This window comes from Blastococcus sp. TML/C7B (assembly GCF_016612845.1).
In the GTDB taxonomy this organism is placed as follows: domain Bacteria; phylum Actinomycetota; class Actinomycetes; order Mycobacteriales; family Geodermatophilaceae; genus Blastococcus.
Genome location: NZ_JAEOAA010000001.1, coordinates 1,066,916 through 1,083,918, shown reverse-complemented (window position 1 = coordinate 1,083,918; position 17,003 = coordinate 1,066,916). Strand labels below are relative to the sequence as shown.

Annotated in this window: 15 protein-coding genes; 5 read left to right on the top strand and 10 right to left on the bottom strand. The window is 75.3% G+C overall.

Annotated elements, in window-relative coordinates:
- Positions 1-137: 137 nt before the first annotated feature.
- A complete protein-coding gene (locus JKP76_RS23280; RefSeq protein WP_309232850.1) occupies positions 138-1,172 on the top strand; it encodes a sensor domain-containing diguanylate cyclase in 1,035 nt (344 codons plus the stop codon).
- A 634-nt stretch (positions 1,173-1,806) separates the two neighbouring features.
- Here JKP76_RS23280 and JKP76_RS23905 read toward each other — a convergent pair.
- From JKP76_RS23905 to JKP76_RS05195, 5 genes are all read right to left on the bottom strand, one after another.
- Positions 1,807-3,834, bottom strand: coding sequence for an MMPL family transporter (locus JKP76_RS23905; RefSeq protein WP_200489841.1), 2,028 nt, complete (start codon positions 3,832-3,834; stop codon positions 1,807-1,809).
- Positions 3,835-4,053: 219 nt separating this feature from the next.
- Positions 4,054-4,740 carry a TetR/AcrR family transcriptional regulator gene (locus JKP76_RS05210; RefSeq protein WP_200489840.1) on the bottom strand — a complete coding sequence of 229 codons (687 nt, stop codon included), beginning with the start codon at positions 4,738-4,740 and terminating at the stop codon, positions 4,054-4,056.
- Between the two features lie 182 nt (positions 4,741-4,922).
- Positions 4,923-5,258, bottom strand: a complete 336-nt coding sequence (locus tag JKP76_RS05205) for a YnfA family protein (RefSeq protein ID WP_200489839.1) — start codon at positions 5,256-5,258, stop codon at positions 4,923-4,925.
- A gap of 22 nt (positions 5,259-5,280) precedes the next feature.
- Positions 5,281-5,700, bottom strand: a complete 420-nt coding sequence (locus JKP76_RS05200; protein ID WP_200489838.1) for a VOC family protein — start codon at positions 5,698-5,700, stop codon at positions 5,281-5,283.
- Complete coding sequence (locus tag JKP76_RS05195) at positions 5,697-6,548, bottom strand: helix-turn-helix domain-containing protein (RefSeq protein ID WP_200489837.1); 852 nt, start codon at positions 6,546-6,548, stop codon at positions 5,697-5,699. The genes JKP76_RS05200 and JKP76_RS05195 overlap by 4 nt, the downstream gene beginning before the upstream one ends.
- 132 nt (positions 6,549-6,680) lie before the next feature.
- Between JKP76_RS05195 and JKP76_RS05190 the strand changes: the two genes are divergently transcribed.
- Entirely contained in the window at positions 6,681-8,357 is a 1,677-nt protein-coding gene (locus JKP76_RS05190) for a GGDEF domain-containing protein (protein ID WP_200489836.1), read from the top strand.
- 10 nt (positions 8,358-8,367) lie between these two features.
- On the opposite strand, the gene JKP76_RS05185 is transcribed toward JKP76_RS05190, so the two are convergent.
- Both JKP76_RS05185 and JKP76_RS05180 read right to left on the bottom strand, forming a co-directional pair.
- Positions 8,368-8,802 carry a DUF4190 domain-containing protein gene (locus JKP76_RS05185; protein WP_200489835.1) on the bottom strand — a complete coding sequence of 145 codons (435 nt, stop codon included), beginning with the start codon at positions 8,800-8,802 and terminating at the stop codon, positions 8,368-8,370.
- A gap of 120 nt (positions 8,803-8,922) precedes the next feature.
- Entirely contained in the window at positions 8,923-9,771 is an 849-nt protein-coding gene (locus JKP76_RS05180) for an alpha/beta fold hydrolase (RefSeq protein WP_309230056.1), read from the bottom strand.
- A gap of 69 nt (positions 9,772-9,840) precedes the next feature.
- Between JKP76_RS05180 and JKP76_RS05175 the strand changes: the two genes are divergently transcribed.
- The 3 genes from JKP76_RS05175 (at position 9,841) to JKP76_RS05170 (ending at position 14,956) form a co-directional block, all read left to right on the top strand.
- The gene (locus JKP76_RS05175; protein WP_200489833.1) at positions 9,841-11,577 is read left to right on the top strand and encodes a helicase; all 1,737 of its coding nucleotides are present in this window, start codon (positions 9,841-9,843) and stop codon (positions 11,575-11,577) included.
- A 126-nt stretch (positions 11,578-11,703) separates the two neighbouring features.
- Positions 11,704-12,627: an SWIM zinc finger family protein gene (locus JKP76_RS23275; protein WP_309232849.1), complete on the top strand. Its 924-nt coding sequence runs from the start codon at positions 11,704-11,706 to the stop codon at positions 12,625-12,627.
- The gene (locus JKP76_RS05170; protein ID WP_309232955.1) at positions 12,587-14,956 is read left to right on the top strand and encodes an SNF2-related protein; all 2,370 of its coding nucleotides are present in this window, start codon (positions 12,587-12,589) and stop codon (positions 14,954-14,956) included. The genes JKP76_RS23275 and JKP76_RS05170 overlap by 41 nt, the downstream gene beginning before the upstream one ends.
- Before the next feature lie 105 nt (positions 14,957-15,061).
- On the opposite strand, the gene JKP76_RS05165 is transcribed toward JKP76_RS05170, so the two are convergent.
- The 3 genes from JKP76_RS05165 to JKP76_RS05155 all read right to left on the bottom strand — a co-directional run bounded on the left by JKP76_RS05165 (position 15,062) and on the right by JKP76_RS05155 (position 16,949).
- Entirely contained in the window at positions 15,062-15,382 is a 321-nt protein-coding gene (locus tag JKP76_RS05165) for a flotillin domain-containing protein (protein ID WP_200489831.1), read from the bottom strand.
- A gap of 170 nt (positions 15,383-15,552) precedes the next feature.
- Complete coding sequence (locus tag JKP76_RS05160; RefSeq protein WP_200489830.1) at positions 15,553-16,587, bottom strand: flotillin family protein; 1,035 nt, start codon at positions 16,585-16,587, stop codon at positions 15,553-15,555.
- On the bottom strand, positions 16,584-16,949 hold the full coding sequence (locus JKP76_RS05155) for an NfeD family protein (RefSeq protein WP_200489829.1): 366 nt from the start codon (positions 16,947-16,949) through the stop codon (positions 16,584-16,586). The genes JKP76_RS05160 and JKP76_RS05155 overlap by 4 nt, the downstream gene beginning before the upstream one ends.
- Between the last annotated feature and the right edge of the window lie 54 nt (positions 16,950-17,003).

Sequence of the window (17,003 nt, the reverse complement as noted above, 5' to 3'; positions counted from 1 at the left end):
TCCTGATGTGACCCCCCGTGCATCCTGCACCCGTCCGTGGTCCCCCGATGAGGCGACCCGGAACGGTTCCGTGACGCCTGCCGTGCCTTTCGCCCAACCCGTCGCGCAAGATGGGTGTCCGTGTCGGAGGTGGGGATGTGATCGAGGTGGTGGACGCCCTGCCCCCTGCCGACCGCCGAAGCGCCTTCGCCAACGCCCCGATGGGGGTCGCGCTGACCACCCCCGAGGGCGTGCTGGTCGACGTGAACCCGGCGCTCTGCGCGCTGCTGGAGCGCGGCGCCGAGGAGCTGCACGGCACGTCGTTGCTCGACCTCATCCACCCCGACGGGGCCCCGGCGGCCCGGGCCGCGCACGCCCACCTGCTGGGCGACCGCGGCCGCCCGCTGCGGCACGAGACCCGGCTGGTCCGGGGCGACGGCGCCGTCGTCCCCGTGCAGCTCACCGCCTCCTGGGTGGAGGAGACGCCGGAGGGCCAGCCCGCGCACCTCGTGGTGATCCTCGAGGACATCACCGAGCGCAAGGCGCTCGAGGCCCAGCTGGTGCACCGCTCGCTGCACGACCCGCTCACCGGGCTGCCCAACCGGCTGCTGTTCCAGGACCGGCTGTGGCACGCCCTCGAGCGCGGTCACCGCGAGCGCACGCCCACCTGCGTGCTGATCATGGACCTCGACGGCTTCAAGGCGATCAACGACGAGCTGGGCCACCCCATGGGCGACCTCGTGCTCGAGGCGTTCGCCGACCGGATGCGCTCGGTGCTGCGGGCCAGCGACACCGCCGCCCGGCTCGGCGGCGACGAGTTCAGCATCGTCTGCGAGAACACCGACCTCGCCGACGCCGAGGTGCTGGCCGGCCGGTTGCGCGCCGCGGTGACCGCTCCCCTGGAAGCTCAGCGGCCAGGAGGTCGCCATCGGCCTCAGCATCGGGATCGGCTCCGCGCCCGGCGGCGAGGACCCGGGCCAGGTGCACGAGCGGGTGATCCGCTCCGCCGACGACGCGATGTACGCCGACAAGGCGCGCCGCCGCCGCGGGCGGCCGCGCTCGCGCTGAGCGCTCAGCGGCGCGACCGCACCCAGCCCACCGTGTGCTGCACCCGGGCCAGGATCGCGGTGACCACCGGCAGCGAGAACCCCAGCACGACGACGGCGACGACGGTGTCGGCGTCGTCCCCGTAGAGCGTGGCCGAGCCCAGCACGCCGATGACGAGCAGCGAGATCGCCGCGGCCAGGGCGGAGAAGAACAGCACGTCCGAGGACTTCCCGGACATCAGCTGCACGCCGCCGGTGATCAGCCCGGGTGCCACGACCAGGCCGGAGAAGATCAGCAGCAGGAACGCCGCCTCGTCCTGCCCCGAGGACAGCCCGATGAGGAAGCCGAGGGTCACCAGGATCGTCAGCCCCCCGGTGACGAAGCCGAGGACGGCGGCGGCCGTGGCCACGCTCGGGCGCCCCGGCCCGGCCGGCCAGGCAGGCACCCGGCCCGGCCAGGAGCCGTGGGGCTGGCCGTACCCGGGCGGCGGGTAGCCCTGGCCGTATCCCTGCGGGTAGCCGGGGCCGTACCCCGGGCCGTAGCCGGGCTGCTGCCCGTACCCCGGGGGCGGGCCGTACGGGGGCTGGCCGTACTGCTGGCCGTAGGGGTTCTGGCCGTACTGGTTCTGGCCGTACTGCTGGCCGTAGCCGGGGGGCGGGCCGTAGCCCGGCGCCCCGTACCCGGGCGGCGGGCCGTAGGACGGCGGCCCCGGGTAGTCCTCCGGAGACCCGTCCTGCTGCGACCCGTCGACGCTCATCCGGTCAGTGTGCCGGGTGGGCGTCAGCGCGACGCGGTGGCCGGCTCGCGCGTCGTCGTCGGCACCGGGCCGTCGGCCAGCGCCGCGCCCTCGACGTCGAGGTCGGGCAGCAGCCGGTCCAGCCAGGCGGGCAGCCACCACGCGGCCCGGCCCAGCAGCGCCAGGACGGCGGGGACCAGCGTCATGCGCACGAGGAAGGCGTCGACCAGGACGCCGACGGCGAGGCCGAACGCGATCGCCTTCACGGTGACGTCGTCGATGGTCACGAAGCTGGCGAACACCGAGAACATGATCAGCGCGGCGGCGACCACCACCCGCGACGCATGCCGGGCGCCGGTGACGACGGCGTCGCGCGGCGCGGCGCCGTGCACGAACTCCTCGCGCATCCGGGACACGAGGAAGACCTCGTAGTCCATGGCTAGGCCGAACAGGATCGCCATGAGCATGATCGGCAGGAAGCTGATCACCGGGCCCGTGGTCGGGACGCCGAGCGCGTCGGACAGCCAGCCCCACTGGAAGACCGCGACCACCGCGCCGAACGAGGCGGCCACCGAGAGCAGGAACCCGACGGTGGCCTTGATCGGCACGAGGACCGAGCGGAACACCAGCAGCAGCAGGACCAACGCCAGCCCGACGACGACCAGCGCGAACGGCAGCAGGGCCCCGGCCAGCCGGTCGGAGATGTCGATGGCGACGGCGGTCTGCCCGGTGACGGCGAGCTCGGCCCCCGTCCGCTCCTCCAGGTCGCCGGCCAGCGCGCGCAGCTCCGCGACGACGTCGTGGGTGGCCTCGTCCTGCGGGCCGGTCTCGGGGATGACGCTGACGATCGCCGCCGTCCCGCCGGGCAGCGGCGTGGGGGAGGCGAACCGGACGCCGTCCAGGCCGCCCTCGAACTCGCCCGGCGTCGCCGTCGGGGTGCCGGCGATGGCGCCGACGACGTCGCCGAGCGCGCCCTCCGCCGTCGCCGGGTCCAGCCCCTCGACCAGGACGACCAGGGGCCCGTTGACGCCGGGGCCGAAGAACTCGCTGACCAGGTCGTAGGCCTGCCGCTGCGGGGTGTCCTCGGCGGCCGCGGAGTTGTCCGGCAGCGCCAGCTCCAGCTGGGGGGCGGGCAGCGCCAGGACGAGCAGCCCGGCGAGCGCGGCGAGCACCGTGACCAGCGGCCGCCGGGTGATCAGCCGGGTCCAGCGGGCACCCATCGAGCCGCCGACGCCGCTGGACTCGCGGGCGTCGGCCTCCTCGCGGCGGGCCGCCCGGGAACCGGCCTTCGGGACCAGCCGCTCGCCGGCGAAGCCGAGCAGCGCCGGGAGCAGCGTGAGCGCAACCAGCACGGCGACCGCCACGGTCCCGGCGGCGCCGATGCCCATGACGGTGAGGAACGGGATCCCGACGACGGCCAGCCCGGAGAGCGCGATGATCACGGTCAGGCCGGCGAAGACGACCGCGGAGCCGGCGGTGCCGACGGCGCGGGCGGCGGACTCCAGCGGCGCCATGCCCCCGGCGAGCTGGGTGCGGTGCCGGGACAGGATGAACAGCGTGTAGTCGATGCCGACGGCCAGGCCGATCATCAGCGCCAGGGTGGGGGCGGTCGAGGAGAGCGTCACCAGGTTCGACGTGAGCAGCAGCCCGCCCATGCCGACGGCGATGCCGGTCAGCGCGATGCCGAGGTTCATGCCCGCGGCCAGCAGCGAGCCGAACGTGAGCACGAGGACCAGGACGGCGACCCCGACGCCGACGAACTCCAGCGGGCCCACCTCCACCCCGGTCGTGCCGAACGCGTCCCCGCCCACGGCGGTCTCCAGACCGGCCTCCTCGGCGGGCTCCGTCGTCGTCACCAGGGCGTCGAGCGCGTCGTCGGCCAGCAGCTCGGGGGAGACGTCGAACCGGACCTGCGCGAGCGCCGCCCGGCCGTCGGCGCTGAGCGAGAGGGTGTCGAAAGGGCTCAGCACGGTGCCGACCTGGTCCACCTCGGCGGCGGCGGCCAGCGTCTGCTCGATCGCGGCGGTGAAGGCCGGATCGGTGACCGCCTGCCCCTCGGGGGCGACGAACACCAGTTGCGCGCCGGCGCCGGCCGCCTCGGGGGAGAGCTCGTCGAGCCGGTTCCAGCGCCTCCTGCGACTCCGAGCCCGGGATCGTGAACTGGTCGTCGAAGGCGCCGCCGACGGTGACCAGCAGGGTGACGACGAGGGCCACCAGCACGCCCCACGCCGTCGCGACCAGCCGTCGGTGCCGGAAGGACGCTGAGCCCAGGCGGGCGAGCAGGGTGGCCATCAGGGGTTCTCTCCCGGTCGGTCGGTCACGGCGCGCAGCAGGTGCAGCAGCGCGGTGCGTTCGAGGTCGGCGTCGGCGTGCGCCGCGTCGTCGGCGTGCGGTGCGTCGTCGGCGTGTGCTGCGTCGTCGGCGTCCGGTGCGCGGACGACGTCGCGCAGGGCGAGGCCGTCGTGCAGGGCGAGCAGGATCCGGGCGAGCCGGTCGGCGGGCAGCGTGAGGCGCAGGCCGGTGCGGCCGAGGGTGTCGTCGATGATCGCCGTCACCCGGGCCAGCAGGACCTCCTCGTGGGCGCGCAGCGCTCGGGCGGCCTCGGGGTGCCGGGCGGCGTGCAGCGCGAACTCGGCCTGCGCGAGCACCCAGTCGCGGTCGGCGCGGAAGGTGGACAGGCACCGCTCGACGGCCGCGGCGACCGGGTCGTCCTCGTGCTCGAGCCCGGCCAGCTGCTGCTCGACGTGTGCCAGCTCGCGCCCGGTCTCCCGGGCGAACAGGGCGGCGAACAGCTCGTCCTTGGTCCTGAAGCTCGAGTAGAAGGCGCCGCGGGTGAACCCGCCGCGGCGGCAGACGTCCTCGACGCTGGCCCCGGCGAAGCCCAGCTCGGCGAAGGTCTCCAGGGCGGCGTCCAGCAGCCGCTCGACGGTCTCGGCGCGGCGCCGCTTCGGCCGCGCCTCCACGATGTCGGTGCTCACGATGCACGAATGTATTGGATGCACGAGTGCATCGAGAGGTCGAGCCGGCCTGATGTGGCCGACGTCCCACCCCGTGCGCCAAGTGCGGGGAACGTGGCGTTCCGCCGGCTTCTGGAGGGCCAAGTACCGCGCAGTTGCCGGCGCGGGACCGGGCAGGACGGGTGCGGGGAAGCGGCGGCGGGTCAGGCGGTGCGGGGGGCGTACATGATCACCGCGACGCCGACGAGGCACAGCAGCGCGCCGACGACGTCGTACCGGTCGGGCCGGAAGCCGTCGACGGCCATGCCCCAGAGCAGCGAGCCGGCGACGAACACCCCGCCGTAGGCGGCGAGGATCCGGCCGAAGTTCGCGTCGGGCTGGAGGGTGGCGACGAAGCCGTACAGGCCCAGGGCGATGACGCCGGCGCCGATGAACAGCCACCCGCGGGACTCGCGGACGCCCTGCCACACCAGCCACGCGCCCCCGATCTCGGCGACGGCGGCCAGCACGAACAGCAGGACGGAACGCGCGACGGTCACCGGCCGACCGTAGAGCGGCGGCTCACCGGGCCCGGCGCGGCTCCCCGGCGTAGGTGCCGAACGACCAGAGGTTGCCCTCGGGGTCGCGGGCGGAGAACTCCTCCGACCCGTAGTCGGTCGAGTTCGGCTCGCGGACGACGGTCGCGCCGGCGGCGACGGCGCGCGCGTGGACGGCGGCCGGATCGGCGGTGACGACGTAGCAGGCGGCGGTGCCGGGGACGGCGGGCCACGCGTCGTCCGGCTCGTCGCGGACCGAGCCGAGCATCACGCCACCGCCCTCGGGCCAGGAGAGCTGCGCGTGCGCGACGACGTCCCCCTCGCCGTACACGGCGGTCTCCTCGAAGCCGAAGGCGTCGACGAGGAAGCGGATGAGCGCGCGGGCGTCGCGGGCGCGGAAGGCGGGCCAGACGGTGGGCGGCGGGGTGCTGGAGGAGGCGGTCATGCCGAGGAGAGTGCCGCCGACAGCGCCGCGGTGTCTTGCACGAATCCGAACTCCGCGGCGAGCCAGCGCGTGGGCGGCAGCCCGGAGAAGGCCCGCCACTCGCGGGTGAGGTGTGCCTGGTCGGCGAAGCCCGCGGCGCCGGCCAGCCCGGCGAGGTCCAGCGGCCGCCCGGCCGCGGCGCGTCCGGCCAGCGCCCGCCGGGCCCGGTCGAAGCGGACGACGCGGGCCGCCTCCTTGGGGCCCAGGCCGGTCTCGCCGCGGAACCGCTGCTCCAGGTGCCGCACCGACCAGCCCACCCGCGCGGCGACCTCGGCCACCGGCAGCCGCCCGGCCGTCGCCGTCGTCAGCCGCCAGGCCTCGGCCAGCTCCGGCCGCAGCGCGCCGTCCCCCACCTGCCGCAGCAGCGCCTCCTCCAGGACGGCGAAGCGCGCCGGCCAGGTCGACGCCGTCCGCACCCGGTCGACCAGCTCGGTGCCGAGCGCGCCGAGGACGGCGTCCAGCGGGCAGTCCAGCGAGGCCAGCGCGCCGGCCGGGCAGCCCAGCAGCGCCCGGGCCCCGGCCGGGGTGAGCGAGAGCTGGATGCCGGCCTGCCGCCCCGGGTGCGCGATCCGGGCCGGCCGGGTGTGCAGCCCGCCGACCAGCGCGTCGTAACTGCCGGGCGGCTGCATGGGATCCGGGTGGGCCGCCATCCGCAGCGGCTCGTCGAGCGTGATCACGACCGTGAGGAACGGCGAGGGCAGCCCGCGGTGCTCCCCGGGCGGCAGCCCCTCGTGCCGGTAGCCGACCGCGGCCGCGACGTACGGGCGCAGCCGCGGGTGCACCGCGTGCACGACCGACTCCTGCCTCACGACGCCAGCATCCCCGCAGGCCGGAGCGCTGTCACCGGGCCCGGCCACCGCCGTCCCGCCGGGCCTCACCCCTCCGGATGGAGTTCCACGTCACAGTTCAAGGCGAGGCCGGCCGGTTCCGTTCGAGAGGGCATGACCAGTGACGGTCCATCCCTCGAGGGGAACGCGGAGCTGCCCGAGCTCCTGCGCCGCCTGCCGCGTGCGGTCTTCGCGGCGATCGCCTCCGACGGCGTGCTCGTGCCGGCACCGGAGTCGCTGGACGTGCCCGCCGCACGGTTCCTGGAGGCCCCGTCCAACCGGGCCACCATGCTCGACGTCGTCCTGCCCGAGGACCGGCTCACCGTCGTCGCCGCCTGGGAACGGGTGCTGGCCCTCGGCCACGCCGTCGCCACGGTGCGCACCCGGCAGGACCCCGACCAGCCCGTGGTGCTGACCTTCGTCGACCTGCGCCCCGAGCACGGCGTCCTGCTCGGCACGCTCGACATCGCCGACGGCGAGCTGCCCGAGGAAGCGGCGCCGGGGGACCACGAGCGCGCCTGGCTCACCGTGTCGCGCCTGCCCCGGACGGCGGTGGTGCGCAAGAACGTGCTGGCGAACTTCATCGAGGTCGACGAGCGCACCCCGCGCATGCTCGGCTGGGCGGAGTCGGAGCTGCTGGGCCGCCGCTCCTCGGACTTCATCCACCCCGACGACCAGGAACGCGCCATCAGCAACTGGATGGAGCTGCTCTCCACGCAGGCGTCACAGCGGGTCCGGCTGCGGCACCTGCGGGCCGACGGCAGCTGGGCCTGGCTGGAGCTGGAGAACCAGTACGTGGCGGCGGAGGACCCGGCCGACTCCGTCGTCGTCACGGTGATGAACGACATCTCCGACGAGATGGCCGCTCACGAGGCGCTGCGCCAGCAGGAACGGCTGCTGCGCCGGGTGGCCGAGAGCCTCCCCGTGGCCATCCTGCAGCTGGCCGCCGACCGCTCGGTCGTGTTCGCCAACGAGCGCTACGACGCGCTGCTCGGCTGCGCCGAGGGCGACCGGCTGACCGCGCTCGTGACCGCGCTGCGCGAGACCGACCGCGCCGCCCTCGAGGCCGCGCTGGTCGCCGCCCTGGACACGGGCGACGACGCCGAGCTGGAGGTGCCCCTCTCCCCGCCGGGCACGGAGGACCCGCGGATCTGCACCGTCGGCATCGTCGGCCTGGGCGACCGGGAGGGCGCACCCGGTGCCCTGCTGTCGCTGACCGACGTCACCCTGCAGGTCCGCGCCCGCGAGGAGCTGGTGCTGCGGGCCACCACCGACCCGCTCACCGGTGCGGCGAACCGCGCCTCGACCCTGACCGCCCTCGAGCGGGCGCTCGCGGCCTCCTCCGACACCTTCACGGCCGTCGTCTTCGTCGACCTCGACCGGTTCAAGCCGATCAACGACACCTACGGGCACGCCGCCGGCGACGAGCTCCTGCGGCTGACCGCCCAGCGGCTGGCCCAGCTCGTCCGGCCCGACGACGTCGTCGGCCGGCTGGGCGGAGACGAGTTCCTGCTGGTCAGCAGCGGGCACGCGGGTCAGGCGACCGCGGAGGCCCTCGGCCGGCGGGTGCGCGACGCCCTCAACGGCCCGGCCGTCCTCTCCCGGGGGACGGTGGAGCTGCGCGCCAGCATCGGCGTGGCCTGCGGCCGGGCCGGGTGGGACGCCGACGCCCTCGTCCGGGAGGCCGACCAGGCCATGTACCGCTCCAAGCAGGCCGACCGCGGGGAGCCCGTCGTCGTCGTGCCCGCGCCGAGGCGACCGGGCCGCCGCGCCCGCGCGCTGGACGCCTGACCCGCCGGGGTCAGTAGCCGTACGACGACGACGAGGCGATCCCGGCGACGACGGCGAGGGCGAGGAAGCCGATGCCGATCCAGCCCAGCACGATGCCCGCCGTCGCCATGCCACCGCCGGACTCGCCGCGCTCCTGGATCTGCCGCTTGGCGATGTAGCCGAACACCAGCGCCAGGACGCTGCCGATCCAGTAGATCCAGAGGATCCCCAGCACCATCGACGCGACCGCCATGCCGTTGGTGCGCCGCGGCGGCGGGAAGCCGTAGCCGTAGGGCGGCTGGCCGTAGGGCGGCTGGCCGTAGGCCGGCGGGTAGCCCGCGTACGGCGGCTGACCGGCGTACGGCGGCGGGGGCTGCTGGCCGTACGGCTGCTGCCCCGGAGCGGGCTGCTGCCACGGGCCGCCGTGCGGGTCGGTGCCGGGCTGCTCGGGGCCGGGGTGTGTCATCTGCTCGCTCCTGCTCGAGGGCCCGGGCGGGTACCGATCCCCGGGCGTTCCCGCCATCCTGCGGTCAGAACGGTCCGGCGCCGACGAGGCGCGCGGCCGCACCACCCCCAGGGGGCAGGCTCAGCCCTCCGCGCGCTCCACGGCGTCGAGGAACACCTGCAGCGTCTGCAGGAAGACCTCGGGCTGCTCGGAGTGCACCCAGTGGCCGGCGTTCTTGATCCGCACCAGCCGGGTGGCCGGGAAGAGCTCGTCCATGCGGGCGCGGTCCTGCGGCAGCACGTAGTGCGAGTTCGCCCCGGCGATCCAGAGCACCGGCCCGTCGTAGCTCGCTCCGGCCGGCGGATCGGGGAACCGGCGCAGCTCGCCGAGGTCGCGCTCGAGCAGGTCGAGGTTGAGCCGCCAGCGCCAGCCGCCGTCGGCACCCCGCCCCTCTCGGACCAGGCTCTGCAGCAGGAAGCTGCGCACCATCCGGCTGGGGACGGCGGCGCGCAGGGCGGCGTCGGCGTCGTCGCGGGTCTGCAGGGCGCCCAGGTCCATCGCCTTCATCGCGGCGATGAACGCGCCGAACGGGGAGGCCTCCTCGTCGGCGTCGTCGGTCCGCCCGCCCTGCAGCGGGTACTCGACCGGCGCGATGTCGACGACGACGAGCGCGCGCAGCAGCTCCGGCCGGCGCAGCGCCAGCGTCATCGCCACCTTGCCGCCCATCGAGTGGCCGACCAGCGTCACCGGCTCGCCGAACCCGGCCAGCTCGGCGGCGACCAGCTCGGCCATGTCCACGTAGTCGACGCGCTCGGTCCAGGGGGAGTGGCCGTGGTTGGGCAGGTCGAGCAGCGTCACCCGGTGCCGGTCGGCGAGCCCCTTGGCGACGGTCGTCCAGTTCTTGCCCTGGCCGAACAGCCCGTGCACGAACACCACCCGCGGGCCGGCCTCGCCGAGGGTGCGCGAGTGCAGCCGCAGGTCGTCGTTCACGACGCCCATCCCACCAGCCCGTCGGTGGCGCCGCCTACCGTGCCCCGGGGACGAGGGGGAGGTGCCGGCATGCCCGGACGACGACGGCGCAGCACGACCACGCGGGCGGCGGCGGCCCGCACCCGCGCGGCGACGCCTCGGAAGCGGGCGGCGGCGAAGCCCGCCGCCGAGCTGCCGGTCGCGGGCCCGGGGGAGCGGGTGTGGGTGCTCGCCGTCCCCTTCCGCGCCCCGGCGCCGGGCGCCACCTGGCACGCCGGCCTGCAGGCGCACGTCTGGGTGGGCGGTGAGCTGCCCGCGGCCCTGGTGCCCTACGACCCCCCGCCGTACAGCTTCGAGCGGTTCGTCGAGGACGAGCTGAACGACGGGCCCCGCCCGCTGCCCGAGGGGCGCCCGCTGACCCCGCGCGACCAGCAGTGCGACGGCGCGGACGTCGTCGCCGCGCACGCCGCCGCGGGCGGCCGGGTGTTCCTGCTCGGCGACGACCCCGGCGTCGGCAAGACCGGGACGGCGATCCTGGCGGTCAAGGCGATCGCCGAGCAGCGCGACGTCACGCGGGTGCTGGTCGTCGCCGACCGGCCCGCGGCGATCACCATCCCGCACTGGTCGCGCTCCATCGCCGGGTTCGGCGACGGCGGGCTGCGCTGGTGCGTCACGACGTGGGATCGGCTGGGCAAGGTGGCCGCGGTGCAGCGGGCGACCGGCGCGCGGTTCGACGTCGTCGTCGCCGACGAGGCGCACATGGTGCGGCACACGACCACGCAGCGCTGGAAGCACTGGAAGGCGGTCTCCGGCGCGGGCCGGGTGAAGGACGCCCCGTACGTGCTGGCCTGCACCGCGACGCCGGCGCACACGCCGCTCGAGCTGCCGTACCTGGCGCCGCAGTTCGCCGTCCAGCACGGGGAGCCGCTCAAGGACTGGGTCGACCTCCCGGCGCGGCTGGCCGCGCGAGGGTTCCACGTGGAACGTGGCCGCTACGGCTGGCAGTGGACCGAGGACGCCGACGAGCGCCGGGCCGACCTCACCACGCTGCAGGGCTGGCTCGCCGACACCGATCCGCCGGCGACGCTGCACCGGCCGGCGCCCTGGGGGCCGGTCTCGGTGAGCGGGGCGCCGGTCGCGCTCACCCCGGCGGAGCGCGCGTCCTACGAGGCCGAGTGGTCGGAGTTCCGGGCGGAGATGCAGCTGGCCCGCAGGGCACGGCAGACCGCCCGCGGGCGCGCGGCGCTGCTGCGGTTCCGGCAGAAGGCCGGGTTGATCCGGGTGCAGGCCACCGTCGACTGGGTGAAGGCGCAGGTGGAGGCGGAGCGCCAGGTGGCGGTGTCGGTCGAGTTCGTGGAGACGGCGGCCGATCCGATCCGGGAGGCTTTGCTCTCGGCCGGGATCGAGGTGGCCGGCATCTACGGCCGCGACCGGTTCGACGTCGAGGCCGAGCGGCTGCGCTTCCAGCGGGGCGGGGCGCAGGTCTGCGTGTTCACCGTGACCGCCTCGATCAGCCTGCACGCGGGTGAGCTGCTGCCCGACGGGTCGCACGCCTCCGAGCTGCCGCGGGTGGGCCTGTTCCACCAGCCGCGGTTCTCCGGCATCCAGGCCCGGCAGGTCACCGGCCGCACGCACCGCGACGGCCGCACCTCGCCGTGGCTGGTCGCGTTCGCCGAGGACACGGTGGAGGAGCAGGTCGCCCGCGTGATGGTGGAGCGGCTGGCGGTCACCGGCTCGACGGCGGGCGCGGACACCTCGGCGCTGCAGGAGATCGCCGAGCTGCTCGACGCCGACTGGCTACCCGGGACGGCGCTCAGCGAGAGCTGACCGGGCGGCGACTCTGCCGGCGCGTTGCCGACGATGCGCGCGCGATCGCGGCCGCACCGCCCGGAACCGGCCCGCAGGGTCGTCGACGTCGGCCGGACCGTCGGAGGTCGGTCGTAACCTGGCCGGGTGCTCGGTGGCTGGCAGGAGGTGGTCACCGACGAGGCCCTGACCCACGCGGTCGGCCCGGCCACCCTGGATCGGGCCCGGCCCTACGCGCGGCGCAGCGTGCTCGGCCTGAAGCTGACCGAGGACGGGCGCCGGGCCACCGCGCACGTGCAGGGCGGCGACCCCGCTCCCTACCGGACGACGGTGGTGCGCACCGACGGCGGCCGGACGGGCTGGATCGGGGCGTGCACCTGCCCGGTCGGTGACGACTGCAAGCACGCCGTCGCGGTGCTGCTGGCGCTGCGGCCGCGGGTGGGACCCGTCGGCGGCGGGCGGCCCGGCGTCCCCGGCTGGGAGCAGCAGCTCGAGGAGCTGGTGTCCGCGGCCGCCGACGCCGCGCCCGCCAGCACCGTGCCGATCGGCCTGCAGTTCGAGACGGCCGAGGGTGGCCGCGGTTCGGTCGGTTCTCCCGGCGTGCGGCAGCGGCTGGTGCGGCTGCGGCCGGTCATCCCCGGCGCCCGCGGGAACTGGGTGCGCAGCGGGATCTCCTGGAAGCAGCTGCAGTACGACAGCGCGCGGGCCGGGTGGGACCCGGCGCACCTGGCAGCCTTGCGCGCGCTGCACGCCACGCACTCGGCGGCGCGCAACCAGTACTACTCCTACGCCCCGGTCGACGTGTACCTGCACGAGTTCGGCCCGGGCCCTGTGGCGGCTGCTCGCCGAGGCGGTCGGCGACGGCGTGCAGCTCATGACCGCCGACCGCCCGCCCCGGCCCGTGGTGCTGGCGGCGGACGGGGCCGACATCGCGGTCGACCTGCGCCGGAGCGGCGACGCGACCGAGCTGTCCGCCGTCCTCCGGGTCGACGGCCACGCCGTCGCCCCCGGCGCGCTGTCCTTCCTCGGCATGCCCCCGCACGGGGTCACCCTCGACGGGCCACCCGGTGACGAGGGCCCCGGCCTGGTGCTGGCCCGCCTCTCGACGCCGGCCCCACCGGCTCTGGCGGGCCTGGTCGCGCGGGGCGGGGCGATCACCATCCCGGCCGGGGACGTCGACCGCTTCCGGCGGGACTGGTTCCCGGGCCTGCGGCAGGCGGTCCCGGTGATGTCCGCCGACGGCTCGGTGGAGCTGCCCGACGTCGTCCCGCCCCGGCTGGCCGTGGAGGTCCGCTACCCCGGCGATGCCGCGGCCTGCGTCACCTGGGCGGTCCGCTACGGCCCCGAGCGGTCCTTCCCGCCGGACTCGCCGTCCACCCGGGGCGACGGCCGGGACGCGGCGGCCGAGCGGTCGCTCGTCGAGGCGCTGCCCGGCCCGGTCGGTGCCTTGCCCGAGCTGTGGACGCCAGGCGGCCTGCTCGCCGAGACGGCCGAGCTGAGCGGGATGGAGGCGCTGGAGTTCACCACGGAGGTCCTGCCCGCCCTGCGCGCCGACCCGGACGTCGAGGTCACCGTGGTGGGCACCCCGCCGGACTACCGCTTCTCCACCGCGGCGCCGCAGATCAGCTTCTCGGTCCGCGACACCGGGGAGTCCGACTGGTTCGACCTGGGGGTCAGCGTCACCGTCGACGGCCAGAGCGTGCCGTTCGAGACGCTGTACAAGGCGCTCGCCGCCGGGCGCACCCGCCTGCTGCTGATCACCGGCACCTACTTCTCGCTGCAGCGCCCGGAGTTCGAGCAGCTGCGGCTGCTGATCGAGGAGGCCCGCGCGCTGCAGGACGTGCCCGGCGAGGGCACCCGGGTGAGCCGCTACCAGGCGTCGCTGTGGGAGCAGCTGCTCGCCCTCGGGGTCGTGGACGAGCAGAGCGAGCGGTGGAACCGCGCCGTGCGCGGTCTGCTCGACGTCGAGCTCACCGATCCCCCGCCACCGCCGGCCGGCCTGCTGGCCGAGCTGCGGCCCTACCAGCTCGAGGGGTACGGCTGGCTGGCGTTCCTGTGGGAGCACGGGCTGGGTGGCGTCCTGGCCGACGACATGGGGCTGGGCAAGACGCTGCAGACCCTCGCGCTGCTGGTCCGCGCGCTCGAGGCCGGCGAGCTGGACGGCTCACCGGTGCTGGTGGTGGCGCCGACCAGCGTGGTCTCCACCTGGGCGCGGGAGGCCGCCCGGTTCGCCCCCGGCCTGCGGGTGGCCGTGGTCGAGGAGACCGAGCGGAAGGCCGGGACGCCGCTGCGCGACCGGGTGGCCGGTGCGCACGTCGTCCTCACCTCCTACGCGCTGTTCCGGATCGACGAGGACGCCTGGGCGGAGCTGCCGTGGCGCGGGCTGGTGCTCGACGAGGCGCAGTTCGTCAAGAACCACCGGGCCCGCACCTACCAGTGCGCGCGGCGGCTCCGGGCCCCGGTCAAGCTGGCCCTGACCGGCACGCCGCTGGAGAACAGCGTCATGGACCTGTGGGCGCTGCTGTCGATCGTGGCGCCGGGGCTGTTCCCCGACCCGCAGCGGTTCACCGAGCAGTACCGGGTGCCGATCGAGCGCGACGGGGACGCGGAGAAGCTGGCCGTGCTGCGCCGCCGGATCCGCCCGCTGGTGCGCCGGCGGACCAAGGAGATGGTCGCCGCGGAGCTGCCGCCCAAGCAGGAGCAGGTGCTGGAGGTGGTGCTCAACCCGCGCCACGAGAAGCTGTACCAGACCCACCTGCAGCGGGAGCGGAGCAAGATCCTCGGCCTGGTCGAGGACATGTCGAAGAACCGGATGACGATCTTCCGGTCGCTCACGCTGCTGCGGCAGCTCAGCCTCGACCCCGCGCTGGTCGACCCCGCCTACGCCGACGTCCGCTCCAGCAAGGCCGACACCTTCCTCGAGCACCTGCGGGAGGTGGTCGCCGAAGGGCACCGGGTGCTGGTGTTCAGCCAGTTCACCCGGTTCCTGCGCGGCATCCGCGACCGGCTGACCGCCGAGGGCATCGACTGGGTGTACCTGGACGGGCGCACCCGCGACCGGGACGCCGTGCTCCAGGACTTCCGCACGGGCACCGCGCCGGTGTTCCTGATCAGCCTCAAGGCCGGCGGCTTCGGCCTCACCCTCACCGAGGCCGACTACGTCTTCGTGCTCGACCCGTGGTGGAACCCGGCCGCCGAGGCGCAGGCGGTCGACCGGGCGCACCGCATCGGCCAGGACAAGACGGTGATCGTCTACCGGCTGGTGTCCGTCGGCACGATCGAGGAGAAGGTCATGGAGCTCAAGGCGCGGAAGTCGGCGCTGTTCTCCCGGGTGGTCGACGACGGCGCGCTGAGCTCCGGGGCGCTCACCGCCGACGACGTCCGCGGCCTGCTCAGCTGACGTCCCGCCCGGCCCCCGCAGGCGCGACTCTGCGGACCCGTTCCGGACGATGCGGGCGCGATCGTCCCGGCAACGTCCGGAGAACGCCCGCACAGTGGGCCCGGGTCAGGCGAGCCCGTTGCCGTTCGCGCCGTCGCCCGTGACCGGGATGCTGACCGGCTCGGTGCCAGGGGCGCCGCCGAGGCGGCGGAGCAGCGCGGCGACGTCGATGCCGGTGAGGTCGCCGGAGAGCTGCAGCCCCTGCGCGACGTTCGAGGCGACCGACCTGCCGAGCGAACCCGCGCCGTCGGTGGAGATGACGGTCATCTTGTCCACGCCGGCCAGCGGGGCCGACGCCGCGCCCACGACGTCGGGCAGCACCTTGACCAGCATCTCCAGGATCGCTGCCTCGCCGTACTTGGCGAACGCGTCGGAGCGGGCGTCCATCGCCGTCGGCCTCGGCCTGGCCGCGGGCGAGGATCGCGGCCGCCTCGGCGGCACCCTCGCGCTCCACGGCGTCGGCGATGGCCTGGCGGCGCAGCTTCTCGGCCTCACCGCGCTTCGCGCCCTCGATCGCCTCCGCCTCGGCCAGGGCCGAGCGGCGGGCCCGCTCGCCCTCACCGGAGAGCTTCGCCTGCTCGGCGGCGGCCTGGGCCGCGGCGATCGTCGCCTGCCGCTGCGCCTCGGCGGTGAGGATCGCCGAGTTCTTGCGGCCCTCCGCCTCCTGCTCGACCTTGTACCGCTGCGCGTCGGCGGGGCGGCGCACCTGGGTGTCCAGCTGCCGCTCGGTCAGCGACGCCGTCCGCTCGGCGACCTTCTCCTGCTCCATGAGCACGGCCTGGTCCTGCGCGGCCTGGGCGAGCGGCCCGGCCGCGGCGGCGCGGGCCTTCGCGGCGTCGGTCTCGGCGGTGATCTCGGCCTGGCGCAGCGCCAGCTGCCGCTGGGCGACCGCCGATCGCCTCGTCGGCCAGCAGCTGCTCCTGCTGCGCGGCCTGCCGGGCGCGCGCCTCGGCGATGCTGGCCTCCTTGAGCACCCGCGCGGCCTCGGGGCGGCCCAGGTCGGCGAGGTAGGAGCCCTCGGCCTGGATGTCCTGCAGCTGGAAGGTGTCCAGCACCAGGCCCTGCCCGGTCAGCGAGGACTCCGCCTCCTCGGCGACGGCGGAGGCGAACGCCGCGCGGTCGCGGATGATCTCCTCGATCGTCAGCCGGCCCACGATCGAGCGCAGCGCACCGGCCAGCACCTCCGAGGTGAAGGTGTCGATGCCCTCCTGCTGGTTGAGGAACCGCTGTGCGGCGGCGCGGATCGAGTCCTCGGTGCCGCCGACCTTCACGATCGCGACGCCCTCGAGGTCGCACTTCACGCCCTGCTTGGACACCGCGCCCCGGATGCCCACCGGGATCCGGCGGCTGGACAGGTCCATCGTGTGCAGCTTCTGGACGACGGGCAGCACGAAGACGCTGGCGCCCATGACGACCTTCTGGCCCGAGCTGTCCCGCGACACCACGCCGGCGGCGTCGGTGATCTGCCGGCCCTGCCGCCCGGTGACCAGGAAGGCCTGGTTCGGGCCGGCCACCTTGATCCGGGAGAGCACGAGCAGCACCAGCAGGATGACCAGGGCGGCGAGGCCACCGATGGCGTAGAGCAGCGTCACGAGGGGTCGCCTCCGGGCAGGGGAAGGGGGTCGGCAGCGGTGGAGACGACCTCGACCGCGGTCTCGCTGAGGGTGTCGATCACGTAGACGGGCGTGCCGGCCGGCAGCGCGACGGCGCTGCGGGCCGAGTACTTGAGCTGCTGCCCGGCCAGCGCGAGCCGGACCTCCCCGTACCCGGTGCTCGGGACGGCGGAGACGACGACGCCCTGGGCGCCGATCAGCGAGTGGCGGGTGAGCGTCGGCTCGGTCGGCATGTCGGTGAGCGCGCGGGAGAGCCGGATCGCACCCCAGGCGAGGGGGACCTGCGACGACGAGACCGGCGGCGGCCGCGAGCAGCGCGGCCGCGCCGTCGGGCAGGTCATCCGGGAGCAGCGCCGTGGCGGCGGCACCGCCGAAGCCGACGCCGCCGATCAGCG